Source organism: Halovenus marina (assembly GCF_051414115.1).
Classification (GTDB): Archaea; Halobacteriota; Halobacteria; order Halobacteriales; family Haloarculaceae; genus Halovenus; species Halovenus marina.
On record NZ_JBLKNZ010000001.1, the window covers coordinates 1735727 to 1761138 of the forward strand.

General features: G+C 62.4%; 21 protein-coding genes and 1 tRNA gene. 13 read left to right on the forward strand and 9 right to left on the reverse strand.

Annotated elements, in window-relative coordinates:
• Positions 1-55: 55 nt before the first annotated feature.
• The 4 genes from ACMGFL_RS08870 to ACMGFL_RS08885 all read right to left on the reverse strand — a co-directional run bounded on the left by ACMGFL_RS08870 (position 56) and on the right by ACMGFL_RS08885 (position 4317).
• Positions 56-1168, reverse strand: a complete 1113-nt coding sequence (locus ACMGFL_RS08870; protein WP_436935179.1) for a Gfo/Idh/MocA family protein — start codon at positions 1166-1168, stop codon at positions 56-58.
• Positions 1165-2295 (reverse strand): Gfo/Idh/MocA family protein, encoded by a 1131-nt coding sequence (locus tag ACMGFL_RS08875; protein ID WP_436935180.1) that lies wholly within the window; start codon positions 2293-2295, stop codon positions 1165-1167. The genes ACMGFL_RS08870 and ACMGFL_RS08875 overlap by 4 nt, the downstream gene beginning before the upstream one ends.
• A 75-nt stretch (positions 2296-2370) precedes the next feature.
• A complete protein-coding gene (locus ACMGFL_RS08880; protein WP_436935181.1) occupies positions 2371-3534 on the reverse strand; it encodes a glycoside hydrolase family 88 protein in 1164 nt (387 codons plus the stop codon).
• 3 nt (positions 3535-3537) lie between these two features.
• Positions 3538-4317 carry an SDR family NAD(P)-dependent oxidoreductase gene (locus ACMGFL_RS08885; protein ID WP_436935182.1) on the reverse strand — a complete coding sequence of 260 codons (780 nt, stop codon included), beginning with the start codon at positions 4315-4317 and terminating at the stop codon, positions 3538-3540.
• Between the two features lie 89 nt (positions 4318-4406).
• On the opposite strand from ACMGFL_RS08885, the gene ACMGFL_RS08890 reads away from it, so the two are divergent.
• Genes ACMGFL_RS08890 through pdxA form a run of 3 tightly spaced genes read left to right on the forward strand, consistent with a single transcriptional unit; the run spans position 4407 to position 7798 of the window.
• Positions 4407-5582 (forward strand): mandelate racemase/muconate lactonizing enzyme family protein, encoded by a 1176-nt coding sequence (locus ACMGFL_RS08890; RefSeq protein WP_436935183.1) that lies wholly within the window; start codon positions 4407-4409, stop codon positions 5580-5582.
• 4 nt (positions 5583-5586) lie between these two features.
• On the forward strand, positions 5587-6846 hold the full coding sequence (locus ACMGFL_RS08895; protein ID WP_436935184.1) for a four-carbon acid sugar kinase family protein: 1260 nt from the start codon (positions 5587-5589) through the stop codon (positions 6844-6846).
• Complete coding sequence (gene pdxA / locus ACMGFL_RS08900; RefSeq protein WP_436935185.1) at positions 6809-7798, forward strand: 4-hydroxythreonine-4-phosphate dehydrogenase PdxA; 990 nt, start codon at positions 6809-6811, stop codon at positions 7796-7798. The genes ACMGFL_RS08895 and pdxA overlap by 38 nt, the downstream gene beginning before the upstream one ends.
• 6 nt (positions 7799-7804) lie before the next feature.
• On the opposite strand, the gene ACMGFL_RS08905 is transcribed toward pdxA, so the two are convergent.
• A complete protein-coding gene (locus ACMGFL_RS08905; protein ID WP_436935186.1) occupies positions 7805-8779 on the reverse strand; it encodes a 3-hydroxyacyl-CoA dehydrogenase family protein in 975 nt (324 codons plus the stop codon).
• Positions 8776-9720 (reverse strand): 3,5-dioxohexanoate:acetyl-CoA acetone transferase, encoded by a 945-nt coding sequence (gene kce / locus ACMGFL_RS08910; RefSeq protein ID WP_436935187.1) that lies wholly within the window; start codon positions 9718-9720, stop codon positions 8776-8778. Before kce ends, ACMGFL_RS08905 begins: the two co-directional genes overlap by 4 nt.
• 162 nt (positions 9721-9882) lie before the next feature.
• On the opposite strand from kce, the gene ACMGFL_RS08915 reads away from it, so the two are divergent.
• Entirely contained in the window at positions 9883-10863 is a 981-nt protein-coding gene (locus tag ACMGFL_RS08915; protein WP_436935188.1) for a sugar phosphate isomerase/epimerase family protein, read from the forward strand.
• Between the two features lie 2 nt (positions 10864-10865).
• Positions 10866-12002, forward strand: coding sequence for a Gfo/Idh/MocA family protein (locus ACMGFL_RS08920; protein ID WP_436935189.1), 1137 nt, complete (start codon positions 10866-10868; stop codon positions 12000-12002).
• Positions 12003-12019: 17 nt separating this feature from the next.
• On the opposite strand, the gene ACMGFL_RS08925 is transcribed toward ACMGFL_RS08920, so the two are convergent.
• Together ACMGFL_RS08925 and ACMGFL_RS08930 are read right to left on the reverse strand one after the other, a co-directional pair.
• The gene (locus ACMGFL_RS08925) at positions 12020-13336 is read right to left on the reverse strand and encodes a nickel pincer cofactor-dependent isomerase, group 22 (RefSeq protein WP_436935190.1); all 1317 of its coding nucleotides are present in this window, start codon (positions 13334-13336) and stop codon (positions 12020-12022) included.
• Positions 13337-13702: 366 nt separating this feature from the next.
• Positions 13703-13776: transfer RNA gene (locus ACMGFL_RS08930), tRNA-Lys, on the reverse strand.
• Positions 13777-14017: 241 nt separating this feature from the next.
• Between ACMGFL_RS08930 and ACMGFL_RS08935 the strand changes: the two genes are divergently transcribed.
• The 8 genes from ACMGFL_RS08935 to ACMGFL_RS08970 all read left to right on the forward strand — a co-directional run bounded on the left by ACMGFL_RS08935 (position 14018) and on the right by ACMGFL_RS08970 (position 24850).
• On the forward strand, positions 14018-14836 hold the full coding sequence (locus tag ACMGFL_RS08935) for a DUF7839 domain-containing protein (RefSeq protein WP_436935191.1): 819 nt from the start codon (positions 14018-14020) through the stop codon (positions 14834-14836).
• 169 nt (positions 14837-15005) lie between these two features.
• Positions 15006-16160 carry an acyl-CoA dehydrogenase family protein gene (locus tag ACMGFL_RS08940; RefSeq protein WP_436935192.1) on the forward strand — a complete coding sequence of 385 codons (1155 nt, stop codon included), beginning with the start codon at positions 15006-15008 and terminating at the stop codon, positions 16158-16160.
• A gap of 153 nt (positions 16161-16313) precedes the next feature.
• Positions 16314-18209, forward strand: a complete 1896-nt coding sequence (locus ACMGFL_RS08945) for a 2-oxoacid:acceptor oxidoreductase subunit alpha (RefSeq protein WP_436935193.1) — start codon at positions 16314-16316, stop codon at positions 18207-18209.
• A gap of 40 nt (positions 18210-18249) precedes the next feature.
• Entirely contained in the window at positions 18250-19188 is a 939-nt protein-coding gene (locus ACMGFL_RS08950) for a thiamine pyrophosphate-dependent enzyme (protein WP_436935194.1), read from the forward strand.
• Between the two features lie 116 nt (positions 19189-19304).
• Complete coding sequence (gene lrpA1, locus ACMGFL_RS08955) at positions 19305-19733, forward strand: HTH-type transcriptional regulator LrpA1 (RefSeq protein WP_436935195.1); 429 nt, start codon at positions 19305-19307, stop codon at positions 19731-19733.
• A gap of 59 nt (positions 19734-19792) precedes the next feature.
• Positions 19793-21361, forward strand: a complete 1569-nt coding sequence (locus tag ACMGFL_RS08960; protein WP_436935196.1) for a DHH family phosphoesterase — start codon at positions 19793-19795, stop codon at positions 21359-21361.
• A gap of 50 nt (positions 21362-21411) precedes the next feature.
• Complete coding sequence (locus ACMGFL_RS08965; RefSeq protein ID WP_436935197.1) at positions 21412-22209, forward strand: CBS domain-containing protein; 798 nt, start codon at positions 21412-21414, stop codon at positions 22207-22209.
• Between the two features lie 130 nt (positions 22210-22339).
• The gene (locus ACMGFL_RS08970; protein WP_436935198.1) at positions 22340-24850 is read left to right on the forward strand and encodes a DUF7527 domain-containing protein; all 2511 of its coding nucleotides are present in this window, start codon (positions 22340-22342) and stop codon (positions 24848-24850) included.
• Between the two features lie 120 nt (positions 24851-24970).
• Here ACMGFL_RS08970 and ACMGFL_RS08975 read toward each other — a convergent pair whose 3' ends face one another.
• On the reverse strand, positions 24971-25276 hold the full coding sequence (locus ACMGFL_RS08975) for a hypothetical protein (protein WP_436935199.1): 306 nt from the start codon (positions 25274-25276) through the stop codon (positions 24971-24973).
• Positions 25277-25412: the final 136 nt, after the last annotated feature.

Sequence of the window (25412 nt, forward strand, 5' to 3'; positions counted from 1 at the left end):
CCAGACACATCGACGCTGTTTCATCTCGGCCGCGCAAACTGGCGACGACACAGACCTACGGCAACGACCGAACCTCACCGGGTCGTTTCGGCTCACCCGCCTCCGCGCTGGCCACGGCCGCGAACGTCAGTTCTAGCGTTTCGAGGTTGTTCCGCGCGCTGTGACTCGGTTCGCGGTCCTCCTCGATCGCACACAGCAGTTCGGCCATCGCGCCGTGGAACCCGTCCGGGAACCAGGTCCCCTCCAAGTCGGGCGAACCGTACCCCTCCTCGGTGTATATCGTGACCGATTGTTCCTCGAGGTCAGGTCCTTCACTCTTGAGCGTTCCCGTACTGCCGGTGACGACCGTTCGGTCCTCGGGGCCGAGTTTCGTATCGCCGTCGAAGGTGAGCGTCGCCTGCGCCTCGTCGAACTCGACGACAGCAGCGCCGGTCAGCGGCGGCGTCGCCTCCTGGCTGGGTGAGCGCTCGTAGTTCGCAAACACCTGCTGGGGCTGTTTGTCGACGAGACAGGTGAGCATGTCGAACCAGTGGATCCCGAAATCGTAGAGGATGATGTGTTCGACTGCGTCTAGCTCCTCGACGTCGCCGATCCAGTTGTGGTCCCAGTGTACGTTGCAACTCACGCCGTGAACAGTTCCGATGGCACCGTCTTCGACTGCCTGTCGCATGTAACTGTAGTGTGGTGCCCATCGCCCGTTCTGGTTGACGGCGAGTTTCATCCCCTTCTCGTCTGCGAGAGCGACCAGACGCTCAGCGGTGTCTAGCTCCTCGGCGAAGGGCTTCTGGCTGAGAACGTGTTTCCCCGCAGCGAGTGCGTCCTCGACGATTCCGACCCGCTGATCGGGATGTGTCGTCACGTCGACCACGTCCACGTCGTCCCGGTCCAGCACGTCACGGTAGTCCTCGTAGATAGCCGCGTCTGTCAGGTCAAACTCGTCCTTTCTGTCCTCCGCTTTCGACCGCGTTCGGTTGCAAAGCGCCACGATATCGTAGCCCGCGCTCGTGTACGCTTCGAGATGCTGTTCGCTGATCCCGCCGGTTCCGATGAGTGCGATCCCCGGATCGGAGGATTGCACCTCGCTGGGACGATACTCGTATTCCGGCGGATCGATCTCCGGCAGGTCGACGACGTCGGCCAGTCCGTAGTCGTCCTCGTCGTCGGTCATAGCATCACTTCCGCACCTCGTTCGGCACTCTCAGTGACCGCGTCGGTGATCCGCTGGGCGTCGCGGTTCAGGGCAGGGCGAAGCGGGCCGTACTCGACCGGTTCGCCTCGCTCCATCCGGTCGAGCATGTACTGGACGGGGTTCTCCATCGGCGGCGATATCTCGTCGAGTTCCACCTCGTATCCCTCCGGCGTGTCCGCGTCCTGCACCCGAACCGTCTCGCTGTAGTCGTAACTCGCGATCGTTCCCTCGGTGCCGACGAGGACGAACCCACACTGTGGCTGTGGCTGGTCGATCCACGGGTCGGTAAATGTCCCCCATCGACTCTCGAACTTCGAGAGCCCTGTTTCGTACTTGGCGACCGCGATGCAGTGGGTGTCCACGTCCATGTGGTCGGGGTAGAACGCATCCGCAGTCACGGACACGGGCAGTTCTCCGCCACGGAACCACGTGCCCAGCGTCGTGCCGTACCCGAGATAGTCGATGAGCGACCCGCCTCCCTTCTCGGGGTCGTGCCACCAGGCGCGGTCACCGCGGTCGCGGGCCTCGACGTTCTCGATCGGACCGCCGCCGTCCAGGTCGCCCATGAAGTGCATCTCGCCTTCGTCGCCGTACTCGACTTCGGTGAACCGCTGGCCGCCGCGGTTGCCGTTGTAGTAGTGGACCTCGATGAGTTCGCCGATGCGGCCCTCGTCGACGAGGCGTTTGGCCGTCCGGTGGGTCGGGTACCACGCGAGCGGCCAGTTGACGGCGAGTTCGCCCGCAGACCCATCCATGGCGTCCATCGCACGCTCACACTCCTCGACTGACGTCGCGAACGGCTTTTCGAGTTGCACAGACACGTCGTACTCGGCGAGATTCTCGACCCACTCGGCGTGCTCTGTCGGGACGGGACAGGTGATCACCAGGTCGACGTCGGTCGACTCCAGACAGCGCTCGTGGTCGGTGAACACCTGATCGTCGTCGAGGTCGAACTGCTCGGCGGTGGTCTCCAGTGAAAGTGTCGCGATCTCCGGGTTCTCGTCACAGATCGCGGCGATCCTTGCGTCGGGGTGGTCTTCGACGTATCCCAACTGGTCTCCCATGTGAAAGTGTGCGAAGTTGATTCCGGCGACGTTCCATGTCATAGTGAACGGTCAGACATGTCTCCCGAAAATTAATCAACTTACCGCCGCTGAGCCCCGCTTTTCGTTCGGAATCGGTCACGCCTCGACTCGCTGGGCGAGCGTATACATCGTGTAGTAGTCGGTCCAGACGTGCTCGTGTTTCGTGGCGTACCCCGCAGGGCCGTTGTAACAGCTTTCGAGAACCATCCCTGCGGGTCGAGCGTCGTCGTCGGACCGGGGCGTGAGATAGCGAGTGAGTAGCGATTCGAGGATGGATTCGCCCGTTTCGACCAGTGCTTCGGTTTCAGCCTCGTCAGGGAGGCGGGTCAACCCGTAGGCTGCGAGTGCGGCGGCACTCGTGTCGCGCTCGATCGCTGGCTTGTCCGGATGCTCGAAGTCCCAGTGTGGAACCAGATCCTCCGGCGAGTTGTCGACGTAATAGCCGACGACGCGCTCCAGCGCGCGGCGGTATCGTCGTGCGCCAGTCTCTCGATAGGCGCGTGCGAGTCCAGCGATAGCCCACCCCTGTCCGCGCGCCCAGCAGGTGTCGTCGCTGTAGGCCAGTTCGTTGTACTGGCGGACCAGCGCGCCCGTATCAGGGTCGAATTCGGCGTGGTGCCACGTACTCCCGTCAGGTCGCACATACCAGTCCAGAAACCGGTCGGCGTGTGAAACTGCGACGTCGCGGTATCTCGGCTCACCCGTCTCCCGATAGGCGCGCCAGAGGACGGGAATGGCCGTGTACAGCGCATCGACCGCGCCGAGGCGGTCACCCGACGGGCCGCCCTCGTCGTCCGGACCGCGGAAGTTCTCGGCTGGCGCCTCGATGGCGAGCGTTCCGAGCGGGACCTGTCTGGCACCTTCGTGGAAGTAGTCGACAGTTCGGTCTGCCCCACGGAGCCCGAGTTCCCGGTGGGACTCGTCTCCCGTGATATCGTACGCGCGGAACCCGGCGTACTGGTGGTTCATCCCGTAGAACATGTTGTCCGACGGGAGCCGCGACGTCATCTGCTCGGTGTACCGTCGCGCGGCCCGTGTGAACTGCGTCTCGCCAGTTCGGTCAGCGGCCAGCCAGAGCATCCCGATCCAGTGTCCGCCACACCAGTTTCCGTCAGCAGTGACCGTCCACTCGCCCGTGTCTGGGTCAGCGACGTACGGAAACCTGTCGTCGATTTCCTCGAGTGTACTCCAGACGCGCTCGACGAGCAGCGATAGCCCGTCAGATGCAGTGCGTTCGTTGCTGTCGTGCGTCCCAGCCATCAGTCACACCCGGTGGGCGGCCCAACCGCCGTCGACGAGGATGTCTGCGCCGTGGACGTAACTCGCCTCGTCGCTCGCGAGAAAGGCGACCACGTCAGCGACCTCTTCGGACTCTCCGAGATTCGGAAGGAGCGTCTGTTCGCGGCTGATCTGGATGCTCTCCTCGTCCTGGTAGTCCTGTATCGGCGTCTTGATGTACCCCGGCGAGACCGAGTTGACGTTGACGTTGTGTTCGCCCAGTTCGACTGCCAGGTCGCGGGTCAGGTTGACGCGACCGGCCTGCGCTGCAGCATATGCTGGGCCAGTGCCACCCTCCGTCGCGTTGACCGACGCGATGTTCACTATGGCACCCTCCACATCCTTGAGATGCGGGATAGCGAACTTACAGCAGTAGAATGTTCCGTCAAGGTCGACACCCATGAGCGTATCCCACTCCTCGACTGTCGTCGACTGGGAATCGCCTTCGATGAAGATCCCGGCGTTGTTCACGAGAACGTCTATCCTGCCGTAGGTCTCGACGGTCTCCTCGACCAGATTCCGAACCTGGTCCGGGTCGCTGACGTCGGTCGAGACGAAGAGTGCGCTCCCCTCCGTCTCCTCGTCGATCCACTGTTCGGTCGGTACCGAGACGTCCGTATCGTGGTGCTTGCCCCGATGGGGTTCGTTGCTCCGGGACGCACAGACGACGTTTGCGCCCTCGGTGCCGAATCGCTGTGCGATCCGGCGACCGATTCCGCTCGATGCCCCGGTCACGATAACAGTCTGGTCGGCAAAATCGTACATGAGACACTGTTACTCGATATCGACTTATTAATTATGAGGGTCAACCCACCACAAGCTAATTATGAGAACCGCGTCTCTATCACCGCATAATGGAGATTACGGACATCGACGCGTATCCGCTTCGCGACGACCTCTGGAACCCGTGGTGTATCGTCACCGTCGAGACGGATGCGGGGATCCGGGGTGTCGGGGAGGCAGGTGGCCTCTGGGCGAACACCGATCTGGACGCCAAGGTGGCACACGCCGAGAAGTTCGACGAGTGGCTCACCGGCATGAACCCGCACCACATCGAGGCGATCCGGATGGAGATTCAGGAGACGCCGTGGGGGCTCTCCCGGCTGAATCAGGCGATGCTCTCGGGCGTGGAGATGGCCTGCTGGGACATCGTCGGAAAGGACCACGGCGTGCCAGTCCACGAAGCACTCGGTGGGAAGGTTCGAGACGAGTTACGTGCGTACGCGAACGGCTGGTACGACTCGTTGCACACGCCCGAAGAGTTCGCTGAGGGCGCACAGGAAGTCATCAACGACGGGTACGACGCGATGAAATTCGACCCGTTCGAGACCGCAGTGCGTGACATCTCGAACGAAGCGCTCGAACTCGCAATCGACAGGATCGCAGCGATACGGGACAGGATTGGCCCAGAGCCAGACCTCATCATCGAGGGACACGCCCGATTCACCCCAGGCGAGGCCATAAAGGTCGGCAAGCGACTCGAACAGTTCAACCCGCTGTGGTTCGAGGCGCCGGTGCAGGCGTCACAGGGGCCGGACGCGTTCCGCGAGGTTCGCGAGGCCCTCTCGATTCCGATCTCAGACGACCTGGCCAGCATCGCCCACAAGCACGAGGCGATGGACTTTCTCGCACCCCGAGCGATCGACATCATCCAGCCGGATACGGGCAACGTCGGGGGGCTCCGTGAAACCCAGTACATCGCACAGATGGCCGACGCTCGGTCGATCTTCACCGCGCCACACGCCGCCGCGGGGCCGGTCAGCCTGACTGGCTGTGTCCACGTCGACGCCGTCATCCCCAACTTCAAGATACAGGAAGGGTTCGAGGAGGCGACCCGTCCAGACTGGGTCAGCGACGTCGTCGACCATCCGATCACCGTCGAGGACGGGCAGATCCCGGTTCCAGACGAGCCAGGACTGGGGATCGAGTTCGACGAGGACGCCGCGCTCGAACACGACTGCAACCCGATGGAGGACCACAACTTCCTCGAACCGGAGTTCAAAGACACCTATCAAGCACACGAACGGTGAGGCTATGCGGTGTCTCGTCATCGCCGACGACCTCACGGGAGCCAACGACACCGGGAGCGCCTTCGCCACGCGAGGGTACCCAACCAGAGTCGTCCGGTCGAACCAGCCGACAGCCGAGGGCAACGAGAGCGCCGTGACCGTCGTGAACACGGACTCTCGGTACGTGGACGAGGCTGTCGCACGAAGCCGCGTCGAGCGGGCGCTCGAAGGGAACTCACCAGACACGAGATACAAGAAGGTCGACTCGACCCTCCGCGGGAATCTGGTCGCGGAAATCGAGGCAGCGATAGACGCCGCCGGTGCCGACAGCGCAGTCATCGCTCCTGCGTTCCCGTCGGCTGGGCGGACCACTGTCGGCGGATATCATCTCGTGGACGGCACACCGGTCACGGAGACCGAAGCAGGCCACGACCGGATGGGACCGGACACCGCTCACCTGCCGTCGCTTCTCGAACGGTCTTCGTATCCCGTCGAACACTGTTCTGTCGATGTCGTCGCCGACGAATCACGTCTCCGCGACCGCTTCGACCGAGTCGCGGCGAACCGAGACCCGTCGCTGCTGGTCTGTGACGCGACGACCGATGCCCATCTGTCGACAATCGCGCGGGCGGCCGACGAATCTGCTCTCATACCCGTCTACACTGGGAGTGCCGGTCTCGCAGAACACGTTCGTCTCGGTCCCGCCTCCTCCGTTCTGGGTGTCGTCGGGAGCGTGGCACCGGAGACCATCGAGCAGCTCGCTGCCTTGCCCGCCGAGAGCGTCGTCGAACTCGACCCCGAAGCGGTGATTCACGACCCCGATTCGGAGACCGATCGTGCAGTGGAAGCAGTCGGTGACAGATATGGGGAGACGGACTGGGTTGTCGTGACTGCAGCGACAGGGGTCGCAGACGTGACCGCGGCGCGGGACGCGGGGCGAGAGCAGGGCCTCGACGAGAGCGAAACAGCCACCCGGATCTCGGACGCGCTCGGCACCGTCGCCCGCGGCGTCCACGAGCGGATGGGTCTACAGGGGCTGTTCGTCACCGGCGGCGCGGTGGCAACGGCCACCTTCGATGCGCTCGACGTGGAGACGTTCGAACTGACGGGCACGCAGATCGCTGCCGGTGTTCCGGTCGCAGAAGCTGAGGGCGGCCCGGCCGACGGACTCGTCTGTGTCACGAAAGCGGGTGCCTTCGGTGACGACATGGCAATTCTTAACGCGTTGCACTCCTTGACTGGTTATCATGTCCCGGACTCCAGTCGTCGGCGTGACGATGGGTGACCCATCGGGTATCGGTGCAGAGATAATCGTCACGTCCTACCCCGACCTCGCCCGGATGGCAAACGTCGTCGTCATCGGTGACGCCTCGGTTCTGCGGGCTGCCGTCGAACGCTGTGAGTCGTCGCTTTCCATCCAGCCAATCGATACGCTCTCGGAAGCGACCTTCGGGCCGGATTCGGTCTCCGTCCTCGACCTCGATATGGTTGCGGAACTCGAATACGGCGTCGTCCGCGAGGAGTACGGGGCCGCCAGTCTCGCGTACGTCGAGCGTGCGATCGAACTCGCACAGAGCGGGGAGATCGATGCCATCACGACTGGACCGATCCACAAGCAGGCGACGCGACTCGCCGGGAGCGAACACGCCGGTCACACCGGCCTGCTCGCTGACAGGACGGGCACAGACGCCTATTCGATGATGTTGATCCACGACGACCTCCGGGTCACGCACGTGAGTACGCACGTCCCGCTGCGCGAGGCGTGTGACCTCGTGACGACCGAGTCGGTCCACGAGACGATCCGAGTGACAGCGTCCGGGCTCGACCGACTGGGGGTCGAGGATCCGACGATAGCGGTCGCCGGACTGAACCCGCATGCGAGCGACGGCGGACTGCTCGGAGATGCGGAAGCAGAAGCGATCGAACCGGCGGTCGAACTGGCGAGCGCCGATGGGTTCGACGTATTCGGGCCGGAGCCACCCGACACAGTCTACGTGCAGGCCGCTGGTGGTGCTGCTGACTGCGTCGTGTCGATGTACCACGACCAGGGGCACATCCCGATCAAGATGCTCGGCTTCGGTGAGGGCGCAGTAACGGGAGTCAACATGACGGTGGGACTTCCGATCGTCCGAACCAGCGTCGACCACGGGACGGCGTTCGACATCGCGGGAGAGTGTGTCGCCGACCCACAGAGCCTGATCGATGCCGTCGAGGTTGCCGTGCGAGCGACACAGTAGAACAACTCAGGTTCGGTCGTAGTTGGCTGGCGGCGAATCGTCCACCGCCGATTCGTAGAGGTCGAGCATCGAGAGCAGCGCCCGGTCGCGGTCGCGCGTTTCGCGTTCGAGGTCGACGTCGGTCCAGTCGTAGATGCCTTTTCCGGTCTCAGTCCCGCGGTGTCCCTCCTCGAGGAGTTCGGTGATGACCGGATTGGGGTCCCTTCCCCGGTCGAGTTCGCCCATCAGCTGTTTTTCCACCTCGTGGTGGATGTGGAGGCCTGACTGGTCCATCTTCTCGAAGATGCCCAGTATCGGGAGTCGGAAGCCGAATCCGGCCTTGACTGCCCTGTCGATGTCCTCGGGCGTTGCGACACCGCGCGCGAGCAGCGAAAACGCCTCGTAGGACATCGCGGCCTGGATCCGGTTACCGATGAACCCCGGAATGTCCTTCTGGACGACGACGGGCGTCTTGTCTGCGGAGGCGAGCAGGTCCCGAACCGTCTCGACGGCCCGGTTTGAGGTCGCAGTCCCCTTGACGATCTCCACGAGCGGAACGATGTGTGGTGGGTTGAACCAGTGTGTGCCCAGAACGCGGGCCTCGTTCTCGACCGGGTCAGCGATGTCGTCGATAGAGAGTCCGGACGTGTTGGTGGCAAGCAAGGCGTCCGGAGGCGCGTGGGAATCGAGTTCCGCGAAGACCGCCTGTTTGATCGCAAGATCCTCCGCGACTGCCTCGGTCACGAAGTCGGCGTCCGCGACGGCGCTTTCGATTTCGTCAGCCCGTGAAATGTTGTCGAGGGCCGCGTCGGCTTCGGTTTCGGTGATCCGTCCGCCCTGGACCAGCGTATCGAGCGCAGTCGCGATCCGTTCGCTGCTCGATTCGAGGATGGCGTCGTCGGCGTCGGTCAGCCTGACCGGATGTCCCGCCAGCGCATAGGTCAGTGCGATGCCGTGTCCCATCCGTCCCGCTCCGACGACCGCGACTCGCTGTCTGCTCATGACTCGGCAACTGCCGTCTTCTCTTTGCCTTTCAGGCCGAGAAATGCACGGGTTTCGGCGGGCGTCGCGGGGTCGCGCCCGGCGACTTCGTCCGCGAGTCTGACGATTTTCTCGACTTGCTCGGCGTTGCTCGATGCCAGTTTCCCTTTCCCGATGTACAGGCTGTCTTCGAGTCCGACACGGACGTGGCCGCCCATACAGACGGCCTGCAGCCCTAGCTGGAACTGCTTTCGTCCCGCGCCGATGACCGAGAAGGTGAACTCGTCACCGAAGAGCCGTTCGGCGGTGTTGACGAGATGGGTGAGATGGTCCTCGGTGGCGCCGATGCCGCCGTGTAGCCCCATCACGAACTGCAGATGGACGGGCAGTTCGATCAGCCCCCGGTCGACGAGATGGCGGGCGTTGTACAGGTGTCCGACGTCGTAACACTCCAGTTCCGGCTTGGTTCCGTGCTCGTCGAACACGGGCAGCATCGTCCGGAGGTCGTGAAATGTGTTCTGGAAGACGTTCTTCCAGGACTCTTCGAGGTACTCCCGCTCCCAGTCGTACTCGAACTCGTCGTATCGCTCCAGCATCGGGTAGAGCCCGATGTTCAGCGACCCCTGGTTGCACGACGCCATCTCGGGGGACAGCGTCGGGATAACCTGAACCCGCTCTTCCGGGTCCATCGTCGGTGCGCCGCCCGTCGTCGGCTGAACGATCACGTCGGACTCTTCCTGAATTCGCGCGGCGACGTCCCGAAACAGGTCGAGGTCGGTGATCGGCTCCCCCGTTTCCGGGTCGCGTACGTGAATGTGGACGATACTCGCACCGGCCTCGGCGGCCTCGATGGCGTCGGTTGCTATCTCCTCGGGCGTCACCGGCAGATGCGGAGACATCGATGGAGTGTGGATCGCACCCGTTATCGCACAGGAAACTATCACGTTGTCGAGAGTACGCATCGCTACTGAGTCTTGGACCGCCGGGATACATAGATTGTGGGGTGAACTGCGACAGATCGAGTGATTTCTTCTGTGACGATACATAGTCAGAAAAATGACCGTACCATCGACATGCCTGAGTGACATAAATTATAAATTATGTAAGACGAAAACATCCAACGTATGCAAATCGGTGTTCTCACGGTACCACTCGGCGGAGAGTCACTCGACGATGCGCTGGAGTACCTGACCGGACTCGGCGTCGAGATGGTCGAGTTGGGATGTGGCGGCGACCCCGGAGACGACCACCTCCCGATAGACGAGTATCTCGACGACGAGGATGCACAGGCGGACCTCCTGTCGCTACTCGACGAGCACGGCGTCGGGATCAGCGCACTCGCGACACACAACAACCCGCTTCATCCGGACGAAGCGCGGGCCGAGGCGGCCGACCAGCAACTCAGAGACGCGATACGGCTCGCGGACCAGCTCGATGCGAACTGTATCACCTGCTTCTCGGGATTGCCAGCGGGCGGCCCGAACGACGAGGTTCCAAACTGGGTGACTGCACCGTGGCCGAACGAGCATCTCGACGCGCTCGAATACCAGTGGGAGGACGTCGCCATCCCCTACTGGCAGGACCTGGCCGAGTACGCCGACGACCACGGTGTCGACGTCGCCATCGAGATGCACCCCAACTTCCTCGTGTACAACCCGCCCTCGATGCTGAAGCTCCGGGAGGCGACAAACGAGCGGATCGGCGCGAACCTCGACCCCGCGAACATCGTCTGGCAGGGCATCGACATCCCGAAGGCGATCCGGTATCTCGGGGAGGAGGACGCGATCCACCACGTCCACGCGAAGGACCTGCGAGTCTACGACGCGAACAAGGACGTGACGGGCGTTCTCGATACCAAACCCTACACGGAGGAACTCGACCGGTCGTGGATCTTCCGCTCTATCGGCTACGGCCACGACATGGACTACTGGAAGGACTTCGTCTCAACGCTCCGCATGGTCGGCTACGACGGGACGCTCTCGGTCGAACACGAGGACTCGCTCACCTCCTCCCGCGAGGGGCTGGAGAAGGCGATCAGTTCGCTCGACGAAGCAATCTTCGAGACCCAGCCCGGTGAGGCCTACTGGGTCGACTCGAACGTCTGACCATGTACCGGGTCGGATTCCTCGGCTACAAGTTCATGGGGAAGGCTCACGGGAACGCGCTGGCGCGTCTCCCGATGTTTTTCCCCGACGCACCGGAGACAGAGCGACACGTCCTGATCGGCAGAAATGAAGCGGCACTTGCGGACGCCGCCGACCGGTTCGGCTTTGCCACCACTACGACGGACTGGCGCGAGGCGCTCGACGAAATCGACATCCTGTACAATCTCGGGCCGAACTGGCTCCACGTCGAGCCGACTATCAAGGCGCTCGACCGGGACCTGCACGTCTTCTGCGAAAAGCCACTCGCGCCCTCCGTCGAAGGTGCAGAGCGCGTCGCGCAAGCGGCACGCCGGAGCGACGGAATGGCTGGTGTCGCGTTCAACTTCCGGGCCGTCCCGGCACTGATCTACGCCAAACGGCTCATCGACGACGGCGTCCTCGGTGACATTCATCACGTCCGCGCGCAGTACCTCCAGGACTGGCTCGTCGATCCGGACGCGCCGTGGTCCTGGCGCAACGACGAGGAACTCGCCGGGAGCGGCGCGCTCGGTGACCTCGGCGCTCACACGGTCGACATCCTCCAGTATCTCGTCGACGACGTGGCGCGCGTCAGCGGCCAGCTCAAGACCTTCGTCGACGAGCGGCCGATCGAGGGACAGGACGCCCGCGGTGACTCGGTCGGACACGAGGACGGCGACGAGGAGGAGACCAAACCGGTCACGGTCGACGACGCGTACACGGCGAACGTCGAACTCGAAAACGGGGCCATCGGGACCATCGAAGCCTCCCGGTTTGCCAACGGGCGGAAAAACGACCACACGATCGAGATCGAGGGCTCGAAGGGAAGTCTCCGGTACGACCACGAGCGACTCAACGAACTAGAGGTGCTGCGGGAGGGCGACCGGGGCTACCAGACGGTACTCGTGACCGACGCAGAGGACCCCTACATCGACCGCTGGTGGCCCCCCGGGCACATCATCGGCTGGGAACACACGTTCGTCCACGAGAACTACGAGTTCCTCACCGCGCTGGAGGAGGGCAACCAGTTCCAGCCCGACTTCCAGACGGGCCTTCAGGTTCAGCAGGTCCTCGCTGCCATCGAGGAGAGCGACGAAACCGGTTCCTGGGTGACTCTCTGAGGGGCAGAATTCGGAACTTACCCCTCGAACGGGAGTTCAAGCGTGCCGTCCTCGTCGAACGTGGGTGATTCGAGCGAGCCAACAGAAACAGCGGGGCGGTCCCGCAGTTCCTCCGCGACGGGCGCAGAGACGTACAGGTCGTCAGGTTCGAGCGTGTTCTGGATCGCCGCGATACGCAACTCATCTGGCTCGCGAACCCCGGTCGTCGATCCGGCGAGTTTCAGCAGCGTCTCGTCTGCTGGAACCACGAAGGGGAGCTTCGCCCTGACTGGCTCCCCGCTGGTCGCGATGTTGACGTAGGTGTCCCCGAAATCGACGCGCTCGACAAGGTCCCGGTGGACGAAATCTGCAAGCCCCATGCCCAGCGCGTTCCCGTGTGACTCTGGGGTGAGCGAGCGCACGTAAATCCGGGTGATATCCGGCCCGTCAGGTTCGGGCTGTCCGTGGAACAGCTGTCGGCCCAGGACGTTGGTGTCGAGGCCAGTGCCGCTGACGTTTTTCCCCATCTCCTCGACAAAGAGCACGTCGAGGTCGTCGACCGGCAGCATCGGCAGGAGTTCCTTCGAGCGCGAGAGCAGTTCCGGCTCACGGTCCATGATCTCCCCGGAAGCGAGTCCGACTATCTCCGCGGCGCGCTCGTTTGCATTCTCGATCAGCGCGATACCGCCTACGACCGGGGTCTCGTCGATGAGTACGCGGGCACGCTCTGGAATAACCTCCTGAAATCCGCGGTCGAGTGCCGCGTTGTGCATCTGCTCGGCACCCCTGTGTTTGCCGAGGCCGACGACGGCCATCTTCGCGAGTCCGCTCTCGTAGGTCCCCTCGTAGTCGGTGTGGGCCTTGACTCGGTTGAGCAGGACAACGGCGTCCGCTTCGAGTGCGTCGTCTGCCGCGTAGATGGGGCGGCCGTCCGGGTCGCGTCCGACCTCCGTGACAGCCATCGAAGATTCGATCTCACAACCCATCGACTCCGGCGTGACCCCAAGCGAGGCGAGTGTTTCGACCTGCCCCTCCGCGGTCGCACCGCCGTGACTGCCCATCGCAGGCATGATGAACGGCTCCAGCCCCTGGTTCTGGAGTACTGTGACTGTGGTTGCGAGTACCTCCGGCATGTCGTGGATCCCCCGACTTCCGGCGGTGAGCGCAACTCGCGACCCCGCTGGCAGCCCGTGGAGTGCCGCTATCTCCTCCAGCGCAGTCTCCGTGGCTGCCGTCACGTCTTCGACGACCGGCTGATCTCGACTCCGTGTCGCCGTCGCAAACCGGGGGAGGTTCTCCAGTTCGAAGTCGAGAGCGCCCTCGAATCGTTCGGTTCCCGGAAACGAAATCTCCATACCTCCCTGTCGTTCCGAGACGACTAGAATCTTCGGCTCGTCTCCATCGGGCGCGAACGTCTGGCTCCAGTTCAAATCCATTCGATCGTTTTCACTGCTCACGCCAGTCGCTCAGCAGCGAAGTAAACAAGCATACGACGAGCGGAGCGAGTCGTTTCGCTGCTGACGAACGGAGTGAGTCAGCAGGTAGTTTTATACTAAATTTTGCAAGGAGTGGTTCGCTCGAAGAGCGAACCCGACGCAGTAAAATTTAGCGGGCCGGAAGGGATTTGAACCACGCGAAGACGTGCTCGCTCCGCTGCGCGCGTCTTCTCTACTTCAAATCCCTTCAAGCGTTTTCACTGCTCACGTTCGTTCGCAGGAAAACGGGCCGGAAGGGATTTGAACCCCTGACCGACGGATCAAGAGTCCGTCGCTCTCCCGGACTGAGCTACCGGCCCACAGAACAAGCATACGCGAGACGACCCAAATACGTTTCCTTTCGATGTGGGGCTGTCTGTGTATCTGTTTCACACTTATATGACAACGTCACAGGAGGGACAACTACTGTGATGTTCAGTACAATCTCTGTTGTCTGTGTCCAATTATACTTGATCGAGGCGGTGTTGAGGGGACCTCAGACACCTGATCTACCGTATTGATGGCAAACTTACTTGAATTGGGACGGGCATGATCGAACAAATGGCAGACAACGACGAGGGGACTACTGAGGAGCGCGTGTTACAGAGCAAGCGCGCAGCGACGACCTACCAGATCCTCGTCGAGATAGCGAAACGCCAGCCAGCAGTCAGCCAGCAGGAGATCGCAGACGCGATCGGCGTGACCGCACAGGCCGTGAGCGATTACTTGCAGACGCTCATCGAGCGCGGTCACGTGAACAAGCGCGGACGCGGACGCTACGAGGTGACGAAAACAGGCGTCGACTGGCTGATCACTCAGACCGATACCCTGCGCGAGTTCGTCGACCACGTCTCCGAGGACGTACTCGACAACGTCGGCGTCGAGACAGTGATCGCCGCCACGGACATCGAGGAGGGTGACACCGTCTCGCTGACGATGCGCGATGGCGTCTTGCACGCGGTGGCTGGGTCGACCGGCAGCGCAACCGCGGTCGCAGTCACGGACGCGTCGGTCGACCAGGACGTGGGGGTCACGAACTTCGAGGGTGTCATCGAGTACGACATCGGGTCAGTCACCGTCGTCTCCGTTCCGCCCGTTCAGGAGGGCGGCAGTGTGACGATAGCACCCGAACGGATCGTGGAGTTGGCCAGCAGTCACGACCTGGTTGCAGTCGATTCCTCCGAGGGGGTCGCGACGGCGCGAGCGGCGGATCTCACCCCAGACATTCGCTTCGGAACGGAAGCCGCAGTGAAGGAGGCCGCCACGAAAGGACAGGACGTCCTCCTGCTCGTCGTCAACACCAGACTGTCGGCCTACACCGACACCTTCCGCGAGCACAACGTCAGCTACGAAGTGATCGACCCAGTCGACGACCGATGACGGCGATGTTCATACTGTCGGCTGTAACATCTCGAAAATAATTCGCCACCCGAAGTGGCGAATATTTTTACGCACTTACAGCCGACAGTATCAGAAAGCGATCAGTAAACCCCGAAGCGATTTGTTTCAGTTTGCGGATCTATTTGGTTTCGGATGCGTATCTATGGGTATGGAACTGTTAGAGGACACTATCGTCCCGGAGCACGCACAGGAGATAAAAGCGGAGGCGCGAGAGTTCGCAGCAGCAGAGATTGCACCGGCTGCGGAGTCCTACTACGAGAGCGGCGAGTATCCGTGGGAGATTCTGGAAGCGGGGATGGACGCCGGACTGGTCGCGCAGGACTTGCCCGAAGAGTACGGCGGAAAAGGACTGGATCTCCAGCAGGTACTCGCGATTGCAGAGGAGTTCTACCGCGCAGACGCCGGAATCGCGCTGACGCTGCAACTCGCGAGTTTCGGCGCGGAGATTGTCGTCGAACACGGCAGCGACGAACAGAAAGCGGAGTACATCCGCCCCGTCGCGGAAAACGAGCAGATCACGGGGCTTGCCGTCTCGGAACCGGAGACCGGAAGCGACCTCGCCGGGATGACGACGACCGCCGACAAGGACGGCGACGAGTGGGTGCTCAACGGCGAGAAGTACTGGGTCGGCAACGGTGTCGAGGCGGACTGGATGACCGTCTACGCGAAGACGGGTGACGACGAGAACGACCGGTACGGGAACTTTTCGATGTTCATCGTCCCGACCGACGCCGAGGGGTACGAGGCCGAGCACATCCCCGAGAAGATGGCCTTCCGCGCCTCGAAGCAGGCCCACATCACGTTCGACGACTGCCGGATCCCCGAGGAGAATCTCGTCGGCGTCGAGGGCGCGGGATTCTACATGCTGGCGGACTTTTTCAACCACGGCCGGGTCATCGTCGGCGGCCACGGACTCGGACTGGCCGCGGCGGCAATCGAGGAGGCGACGGCGTTCGTCGACGACCGGTCGGCCTTCGGTCGGTCAGTCAACGAGTTCCAGTCCGTCCAGCACGACATCGCGGAGATGCGGATGGACTTCGAGTCCGCGCGAGCGCTCACCTGGCGCGCGGCCGAGAAGGTCGCCAATCAGGAGTATCCGGGCTACTGGGCCGCGCTCGCCAAAGCCGTCGCCACCGAAGCCGCGACAGACTGTGCGGACCGTGCGATGCAGTTGCACGGCGGCCGGTCCGTACTCACGAACCGCCGCATCGCACGCGTGTTCCGGGACGCGCGCGTTCCGGTGATCTACGAAGGGGCTAACGCGATCCAGCGGAACCTCATCTATCGACAGGCGCCGCAGTAGCGAACCGAACAGCCGAGCGTTAGGAATTCCTTCGAAGGAAGTAATTATTGTTTACTCGCATCCCGTGCAATTAATAATGTGGTATTCGGTAGCAAGCCTTTAGTCTGCACCGGTACTTCTCTCGGGCATGGCACGCCAGTGGAGGCGGTATCCATGACAGGAACGGAGTTGATGTGGCGCATCTCCGGCGGGTCAGGCGACGGTATTGACTCGACGAGTCAGAACTTTGCGAAGGCACTGATGCGCTCCGGGCTGAACATCTTCACACACAGACATTATCCCTCGCGGATCCGTGGCGGTCACACGTACGTCGAGGTACGCGCGGCTGACGAACCGGTCGAGTCCCGGGGCGACGGGTTCAATTTCCTGCTCGCACTCGGGGACAGTTTCGCGCGGAACCCCTCGGAAGAGGCCTACTACGGAAAGGAGGAACTCAAGCCGCTGTACGAGCACTTCGACGACCTCAACGAGGGCGGCGTCATCGTCTACGACACGGGCCTCATCGACGAGGAAGACGCCGCGGAAGTGAACCTCGAGGAGAAAGCAGCGGAGAACAACTGGCACGTCTACCCCATCGACCTTCGGGGACTCGCCCGCGAGCACGGGCGTGAAGTGATGCGAAACACTGCCGGTGTGGGCGTGACCGCGTCGCTGCTCGGTCTGGAGACAGACCACTTCGAGGAACTCATCAGTGAGGCGATGAGCGGCGAGGCGATGGAAGCGAACATCGAGATCCTCAACGCGGCCTATGAGATGGCCGAAGAACTCGAACACACCCACGACCTGGAGGCGCCGACTGGCTCTCACGAGAGCGAGCAGGCGATGCTCTCGGGGAGCAACGCCATCGCGTACGGGGCACTGGACGCAGGCTGTCGGTTCATCGCGGGCTATCCGATGACACCCTGGACGGACGCCTTCACGATCATGTCCCAGAACTTGTCGAAGTTCGGCGGGATCGCAGAGCAGGTCGAAGACGAGATCGCCGCAGCGGCGCTCGCACTCGGCGCCTCGCATACCGGCGTCAAGGCGATGTCCGGTTCCTCCGGCGGTGGCTTCGCCCTGATGAGCGAACCGCTCGGGCTGGCCGAGATGACCGAGACGCCTATCGTCCTGCTGGAGGCGATGCGTGCTGGCCCGTCGACCGGGATGCCGACGAAATCCGAACAGTCCGACCTGGAACACGTCCTGTACACGAGTCAGGGTGACTCCTGTCGCGTCGTGTTCGCACCGAGCAACCTCCAGGAAGCCTACGAACAGACGCGAACGGCCTTCGAACTCGCCTACGACTATCAGCTTCCAGCGATCATCCTCTACGACCAGAAGATGGGCGGCGAGATGCGGTCGGTCTCGAAGGACTTCTTCGACCGCGAACCGGACGGCGACGCCGGTTCCGTACTGACCGAAGACGAACTCGAAGAAGCCGCACACGACGCGGCGGGCAAGTTCCAACGGTACCAGCACGGGGCCGAAGACGGCATCAATCCGCGCTCGGTTCCGGGACAGAAAGGCGGCCGTCATCTGGTCAGTGGCAACGAGTCGATGGAAGTGGGCCACATTAGCGAGGACCCACACAACCGCGTCGAGCAGATGGAACGGCGGCTCCGAAAGCTCTCGTCGATTCGCGACCAACTCGACGACAGTGACGATTCGAACCAGACTGCACACGGCCCAGCAGAGGCCACCTATGGCATCCTTACGTGGGGCAGCCAGCAGGATACAGTCTTCGAGGCCGTCGACAGACTCAACGAGCAGGGCCACGACGTGAGAGCCCTCGGCGTGAGCGACCTGATGCCGTATCCCGAGGCCGAGGTGAGCGCGTTCCTCGAAAGCGTCGACGAGTGTCTCGTCGTCGAGATGAACGCCACCGCTCAGTTCCGCGGGCTGACCCAGAAGGAACTGGGCCGATTCGGTGACAAACTGTCGAGCCTGCTGAAATACGACGGGGAACCGTTCGAGCCTAGCGAAATCGTCTCCGGCTTCGAGTCGAGCATCGAGGACACCCAGCCAACCACCGGGAACATGAAATACGTTCCCGCAGCGGGTGACTGACGATGGTGGTACACACACGACACACACGAGGTGACCGACTATGACAGCCTTTTCAGCGATCGAGGAGGACCGAGAGATAGAAAGCGAGGAGTTCACGCCCGGCGTCGAACCACAGCCGACGTGGTGTCCGGGCTGCGGTGACTTCGCCGTTCTGAAGGCGCTCAAGGCCGCGATGCCCGAGGTCGGTCGAACACCGGAGGAGACGCTGCTGGTGACCGGCATCGGCTGTTCCGGTAAGCTCTCCAGTTACTTCGAGAGCTACGGCTTTCACGCCATCCACGGGCGCTCGCTTCCGGTCGCCCGCGCGGCGAAACTCGCCAATCCCGGCCTCGAAGTGATCGCGGCGGGCGGTGACGGCGACGGCTACGGGATCGGTGGCAATCACTTCATGCACACCGCCCGAGAGAACCACGACATGACCTACATCGTGTTCAACAACGAAATCTTCGGGCTGACGAAGGGACAGACCTCCCCGACGAGTCCGAAAGGTCACAAGTCGAAGACCCAGCCACACGGCAGCGCCAAGGACCCCGTCAGGCCGCTGTCGCTCTCGCTGGCCTCCGGTGCGTCCTACATCGCTCGCACCGCGGCAGTCAACCCGCGACAGGCACAGGAGATCGTCGCCGAAGCCATCGAACACGACGGCTTCGCACACGTCGACTTCCTCACGCAGTGTCCGACCTGGAACAAGGACGCAAAGGAGTACGTCCCCTACACGGACGTCCAGGACGACGACGAGTTCGACTTCGACATCACCGACCGACAGGAGGCCGCACAGGCCATGTACGACGCCGAGTCGCGCCTCTACGAGGGCGAGGTACTCACCGGCCGGTTCTACCACGACGAGAACCGCCTCTCCTACGGCGCGGAGAAACGCGCGAAAGGAGACGTACCCGAGCAACCGCTCGCAGAGCGGTACTTCGACGACGACGCCGAGTGGGAGCGCACCGCCGACGAACTCATCGAACGCCACACCTGAACGGCGCTCAACACAACACGCCCCCTTCGCTGTCCGCTTCCGATCCACGTTTCGACGGTTCTACCTCTGTTTTTGGGTTCGGAAGATATTTTTTCCATGGGGGAAAATAGTACGGTATGAGTGCCGAGGCCACCGAAGAGCGCATCCTCTCGGTGCTCGAAGAGGATGCACAGGCATCGTATTCGGAGATTGCAGAGCAGGCAGGCGTCTCGAAGCCGACCGTCCGGAAGTACATCAACCAACTCGAAGAGGAGGGGGTTATCGTCGGCTACTCGGCGGATGTCGACCCGAAGAAGCTATCGAGTCAGTCCATCGCAATCGTCGGTATCGATATCGAGAGCGAACGCTACGTCGAGGTGACGCAGGCACTGAAGGAACTCGATGCGATCGAAGCGCTGTACACCTCGAGTGGCGACCACACCCTAATGGCCGAACTCCGGGCGACAGACGGGGACGAACTCGGGGATATCATCAACGAGCAGATCACGAGCCTCGAAGGCGTCAGCGCCGCACACCCCTCGTTTCTGCAGGAGCGGCTGAAGTAACTGACGACGGTGGCCTACGAAACCGGAGTTTTTAGGACGCGTGTCTCCGAGCAAGTGATATGACAGACCGGCTGGTCATCGGGAGCGGGTCGCTGGCCCACACTATCGTCGACTCGCTTGCCGACAGGCCGGGAACCGTTCGGGTGCTGACCGACGACGAGCAGTACGCCCGAACGATCCGTGGCGACGTGGACGTACAGATGGGGGATCCGACCGAGCAGAGAGCACTCGAACTCGCCGGGCCGGTCGACATCGTTGCCATCGCCGACGAGAGCGCGGCGGTCAACCGGGCTGTCGGGAACGTGATCCGTGACGTGTTCCCCGACGCCTACGTCATCATCTACGCGGACGACGAACAGGCCCAACGGACAGACGAGCAGTCTGAACCGCTCACCGCAGTCGCTGATAGCGTGCTCGACCCGAACGCGGCAGTCGCTTCGCATCTGCTAGAGCGCATCGGGCAGAGTGGACAGCGCGCGCAGCAACTCCTCGATGTCATGCGTGACATCGAGTCGCTTGCGGTCGTGACACACGACAATCCGGATCCGGACGCCATCGCGAGTGGGGTCGCGCTCACACGGCTCGCGCAGCTCGCTGGCTGTGACGGAACAGTCTGTTACTACGGCGACATCACACATCAGGAAAATCGGGCGTTCGTGAACCTGCTCGACATCGAGATGACGCATCTCGACACGCCGGATGCGATTGCGGCGTTCGACGGGGTCGCACTCGTCGACCACTCCCGACCCGGCGTCAACGACCAGCTTCCCGAAACGACACAAGTGGACATCGTCATCGACCATCATCCGCCGCGCGCGCCCGTCGATGCGCGCTTTGTCGACCTGCGGAGCGACGTCGGCGCGACGAGCACGCTCCTCGTGGATTACTTCGAGCGGTTCGGACTCGAATTCGACGAAAGTGTTGCGACTGCGCTGCTCTTTGGGATCCGGGTCGACACGAGAGCGTTCACGAGAGAGGTGTCGCAGGCCGATTTCGAGGCCGCAGCGACGCTCGTGCCCGAAGCGGACCTCGGCACGCTCGAACGGATCGAGACCCCGAGTGTCAGCCTCAGCACGCTCGACATCATCGCGAGTGCGATCGACAACCGGCATCGCGAGGGGTCGGTGCTGTTGAGCTGTGTCGGCGAGATTGGCGAACGCGACGCGCTGGCACAGGCGGCAGACAGGATCCTCAACCTCGACGGAGTGACGGTTTCGGTCGTGTACGGCATTATGGACGGAACCATCTACATCTCTGCCCGGTCGAGAGGGTCAGATGTCGACCTGGGCGAGACGTTACGCACCGCGTTCGACCAGATCGGAAGCGCTGGCGGTCACGTCGACATGGCGGGCGCACAGATCCCGCTTGGCTTGCTCGAAACCGTCGACCGGGAGGACAGGTCCCTGAACGACATCGTGGAGGCCGTTGTCGCCGACCGACTGCTCGAAGCCTTCGAGGGGAGAACTGCACGAAAGCCGAGCACGTATCGAAGCGAGTCGGACATCGATCACGCGTTTTTCAAACCAGACGAGACGGTGCAACCACCGGAGGAGCGAGCGCGGTCGGAGACAGCGTCAGCCGAAGTGACCGACGCGCAAAGCGGCGACGAGCAGGACACCGAGGAGTGACGCGAGAGTGGGCGTGAAGCTTTTGTCTGCGACGGCTCACTATACGAGCGATGGCAGACGAAGGCAAGGCGAAGGTCGGTGACTACATGACCCGCGACGTGGCGACGGTTTCGCCGGACGACACCGTCCGAGAGGTCGCAAAGCGGATCGGGGAAAGCGACGACCACAGTGGCTTTCCCGTGTGCGATGGCCGACACGTCGAAGGGTTCGTGACGGCGCGTGATCTCCTTCTGGAACGCGATCACGTCCCGATATTCAAAATCATGACGAGCGACCTGCTGGTTGCCCATCCGGAGATGGACGTCGACGACGCAGCTAGAGTGATCCTCCGCTCGGGGATCCAGCGCCTGCCGGTCGTCGACGACGCGGGCAATCTCGTCGGGATCATCTCGAACGCGGACGTGATCCGGAGTCAGATCGAGCGAGCGACCCCTGGCAAGGTCGACAAACTCCTGCGGACGCTCGAAAACATCCACGACGTGGACGCGCGAGAGGAACACCGGTCGGTCACGCTGTCCGATCTGACGCCGACGCAGGGGAAGGTGTACGCCGACGAACTCCAGGGTCGGAAGTACGAACTCGAGCGCGGACTCGCCGAGCCGCTGGTGGTGGTCGATGTCGCCGGGAATATGCTGCTCGCAGACGGTCATCACCGCGTGAAGGCCGCGACAAAACTCGGGATCGAGGAGATGGACGCGTACGTGATCGTCATCGACGAGAAGATCGAACTCGGGATGGCCGAAACCGCACGTAAGGAGGACCTCGAAACGATCGAGGACATCGAGGCAGTCGACTACGCACGGCACCCCCTCGTCGAGACGACCCAGCGCCTGCAAGAAACCTCGTAGCACAGCGCCCGCAAGAAACCTCGTGACGGGGGGTTCCCGACGGACGTGCAAGCGGGCGACCGGGATATCGCTGCAATTTCTCGTTCGATGCCCGCAAAGTATATACTTCCCATCTGGTTTGTGTGAACTAATGAGTACACGCGTGGCCGATCGGGTCGAAGACTGGGATCGGCGGTCGTTCGAGGGCGGGTATCGGGCGCTGCAGGACCTCGCAGAGCAATCGTTTTCGGGCGTCATCAGAGCGGGTGGCGGGGAGCTATACATGACACGGGGTGTCTGTGTCGGGTTGCTCAGCGGTTCGATCGAGGACTTCGAGAACGCGGAGGGGACCGTCTACGAGTCGCCCGCCGAGTCGCTCCCGTTGCTCGCAGTCATGCAGGAACGCGCCGGTGAACAGCGGGCGCAGTACTACAGCGAGAAGACATCGATATCGGAAGTGGACTCGACACTCTCGGATGGAGGTTTTACCGGGTTCATCGAACTCTCGGAGAACGTACTCAGCGGCGATTACTATCTAGTCTATCACGCTGGCACGTCGATGAGCGTCGCGTTCGTTGGCGAATCGGAGCGGTTGCTCGACGGCGACGAAGCCTTCGAACGGGCCAACGGTGAGGTCGGCATCTATCAGGTGTACCAGGTGGATATCGACCCGATAGAGATACCCGAACCGAGCGAGCCAGAAGCGAGTACACCAGCGCCCGCTGACACGCCCGACACCGGAACCGAAGATGAAGGGGAAGAGCAAAGCAGTCCAGCGGGCACAGCGCCCGACGAACCCGACGCGGAGACAGCAAGTCAGGGGGGCGGAACAGTTGCGACGACGGCAGACACTACGGAGACCGAGTCAGCGGAGGCGACGGCCACAGACTCGGAACCGACCACCGGCGACCCCAGTACGAATGATAGCACGGGGGACGAGGAATCGACTGTCACGGCACGTGACGAACCGGACGCCGGATCGGACGATGGCGCTGACCACTCCACAGCGACCGACAGGGCTGACACTGCGGTGAGCGAACCGGTGGAAGCAGCGGAAACAGACGAACCGACGGCAACAGAGAAACCAGCGGAAACAGAGCGGTCAGCGGCCGAGGTGAACGAGTCGACAGAATCGGAGACCGCACAGTCAGCCGACGACTCCGGCCGAGCATCCGGCCAGCCCGCAACGAAAGCTGGCCGATCAACAGACTCTGGAGCCAGTCAACCCGCGACCAAAGCCGGAGAGTCAGCGCAACCGGCCCCCACAGCCGATCAGCCAACGCGCCAAGACAGAGACCAGTCAGAGACGACCACGCCTCGGACGACCCAACCGACTGGCGGTGTCGAAACAGCGGACGCAACAGGCAATCAGCCGCGGTCTCAGTACACAAGTCAATCGTCGTCGACAACGGCCTCGCTCGAACAGCGAGCCATCCCCTCGCTCGATCCCACGCGGACGATGGAGACGAGCCAACGGCAGTCGAGCCGAACAGATCCACTTGCCGCGGACACGCAGTCAGGCAGACAGCCGGAGCCGACCGAACCAGTAGACGCCAGTGTCACTGAACCCGAACCGAGTGACCAAACCCAGCGCAACACAGCACAGAGCGAGTCCACAGACGAGACTGCACCCGCCGACGAACGTACACCGCAGGCAGAGTCTAAGGCGGGCGAGGAACCCCCCGAAGAGGGCACAGCCCAATCGGTCGACTCCGAGCGAGTCGAGACGCTCGAAGACGAACTCGAAAGCCGAGAGGCGGAAATCGAACGACTGGAGACGGAACTCGAACGAACCAGCGGGGAGCGAGATGACCTCGAAGACGACCTCGAGGAGCTTCGCGCCGAGCGAGACGAACTCGAAGAGCAGGTCGAGACACTCGAAGGCCAGCTCCAGCAACTCGAATCCGAACTCGGAGCGGCAACCGACGCCGAGCAGCGATTGACACCTGGTGAAGCCCTGTCGGGGACAGATCTGTTCGTCCGGTATCACTCGAAGGGTGACGCGACGCTCGCGAAGGCCCACGGGTCGGGCGTCCGGAAGGAGGACGTCAACGACAACCTCCGGCTCGAAACACACACCACCTTCGAGAAGTCGAACGTCGCCGTCGGCGGGAAGACGTTCGACGAGTTCCTCGAATCCACCGTCGAGTATCAGTTCGTCAACTGGGTCGTCCGCGAGTTGCTCTTCGAGATTCGCTCGACAGGGCACGAAACCGCGCTCAAGGACCTCTACGACGCGCTGCCCGACGTGGACCGGGCAGAGCTGTCCGGCGTGGTGGACGTCGTCTACACCGAGGGCGGACAGGAGACTCGAACGCAGGAGAGCTTCGACGTCGTGCTCCGGGACAGAATGGGCAATCCCTTGCTGGTCGCGAATCTCAACGATTCACGTGAGGCTGCCACGGAGTCGATGATGGAACGGCTCATCACCTCCGCGGAGCGGGTCGGCCAGTCCAAGGAAGAGTTCGCGGCCGCGTTCATGGTGACACAGAGCTTCTTCGAGCCCGGTGCGCTCGAAACCACGAGCGGGGCCACACAGGGTGGGTTGCTCAGCCGCAACAAGCGAAAGAGCTTCGTGAACATCTCGCGCAAGCGCGGCTACCACCTCTGTCTGGTCGAGGCGAGAAATCAGAACTTCCACGTCACCGTTCCGGAACTCTAGGCTGAGCCTGGCACGCAGTTCACAACACTCGCGACAGTAACCGATAGCTCAGGCAGAGACGCGAACAGTGAAGAGTCACTACAGTCTCGGTACGGCAAGCGATTCCGTGTCGGCTGGAGGTTACCCTTCGACTTCCGCGACTTCGTCGATTTTCATCCCTTCGAGTTTCTCGATGATGTGGTCGATCTTCCCGTCGAGGTCTGAGACGAACTCCTCGGTGTCTTCGGTCGTGATCGCGCCCTGGCTGGATGGCTCGATGAGATTCTCCTCTTCGAGAACGCGAAGCGAGTAGCGCACCTTGTGATGCGGGTAGCCAGTCTCGTTCGACATTTTCACGATGCCGATGGGTTCGTTTTCGATTACCATCCGCAGTACCTGCAGATGGCGCTCCAGCATATCGACTTCCTTCTCAAGCCTGTCTATCATGACAATTGTTAACTTGTATTGGGTGGATTTAAAAGTTGTTGTCCCAGCAGCACAGAAAGCGGGGTTTTCACCCCGGATCCGGACAGTATTACCTGAAAAGGCCGCATGCACGCTCTGTACCGGTTTGGTCACGCGC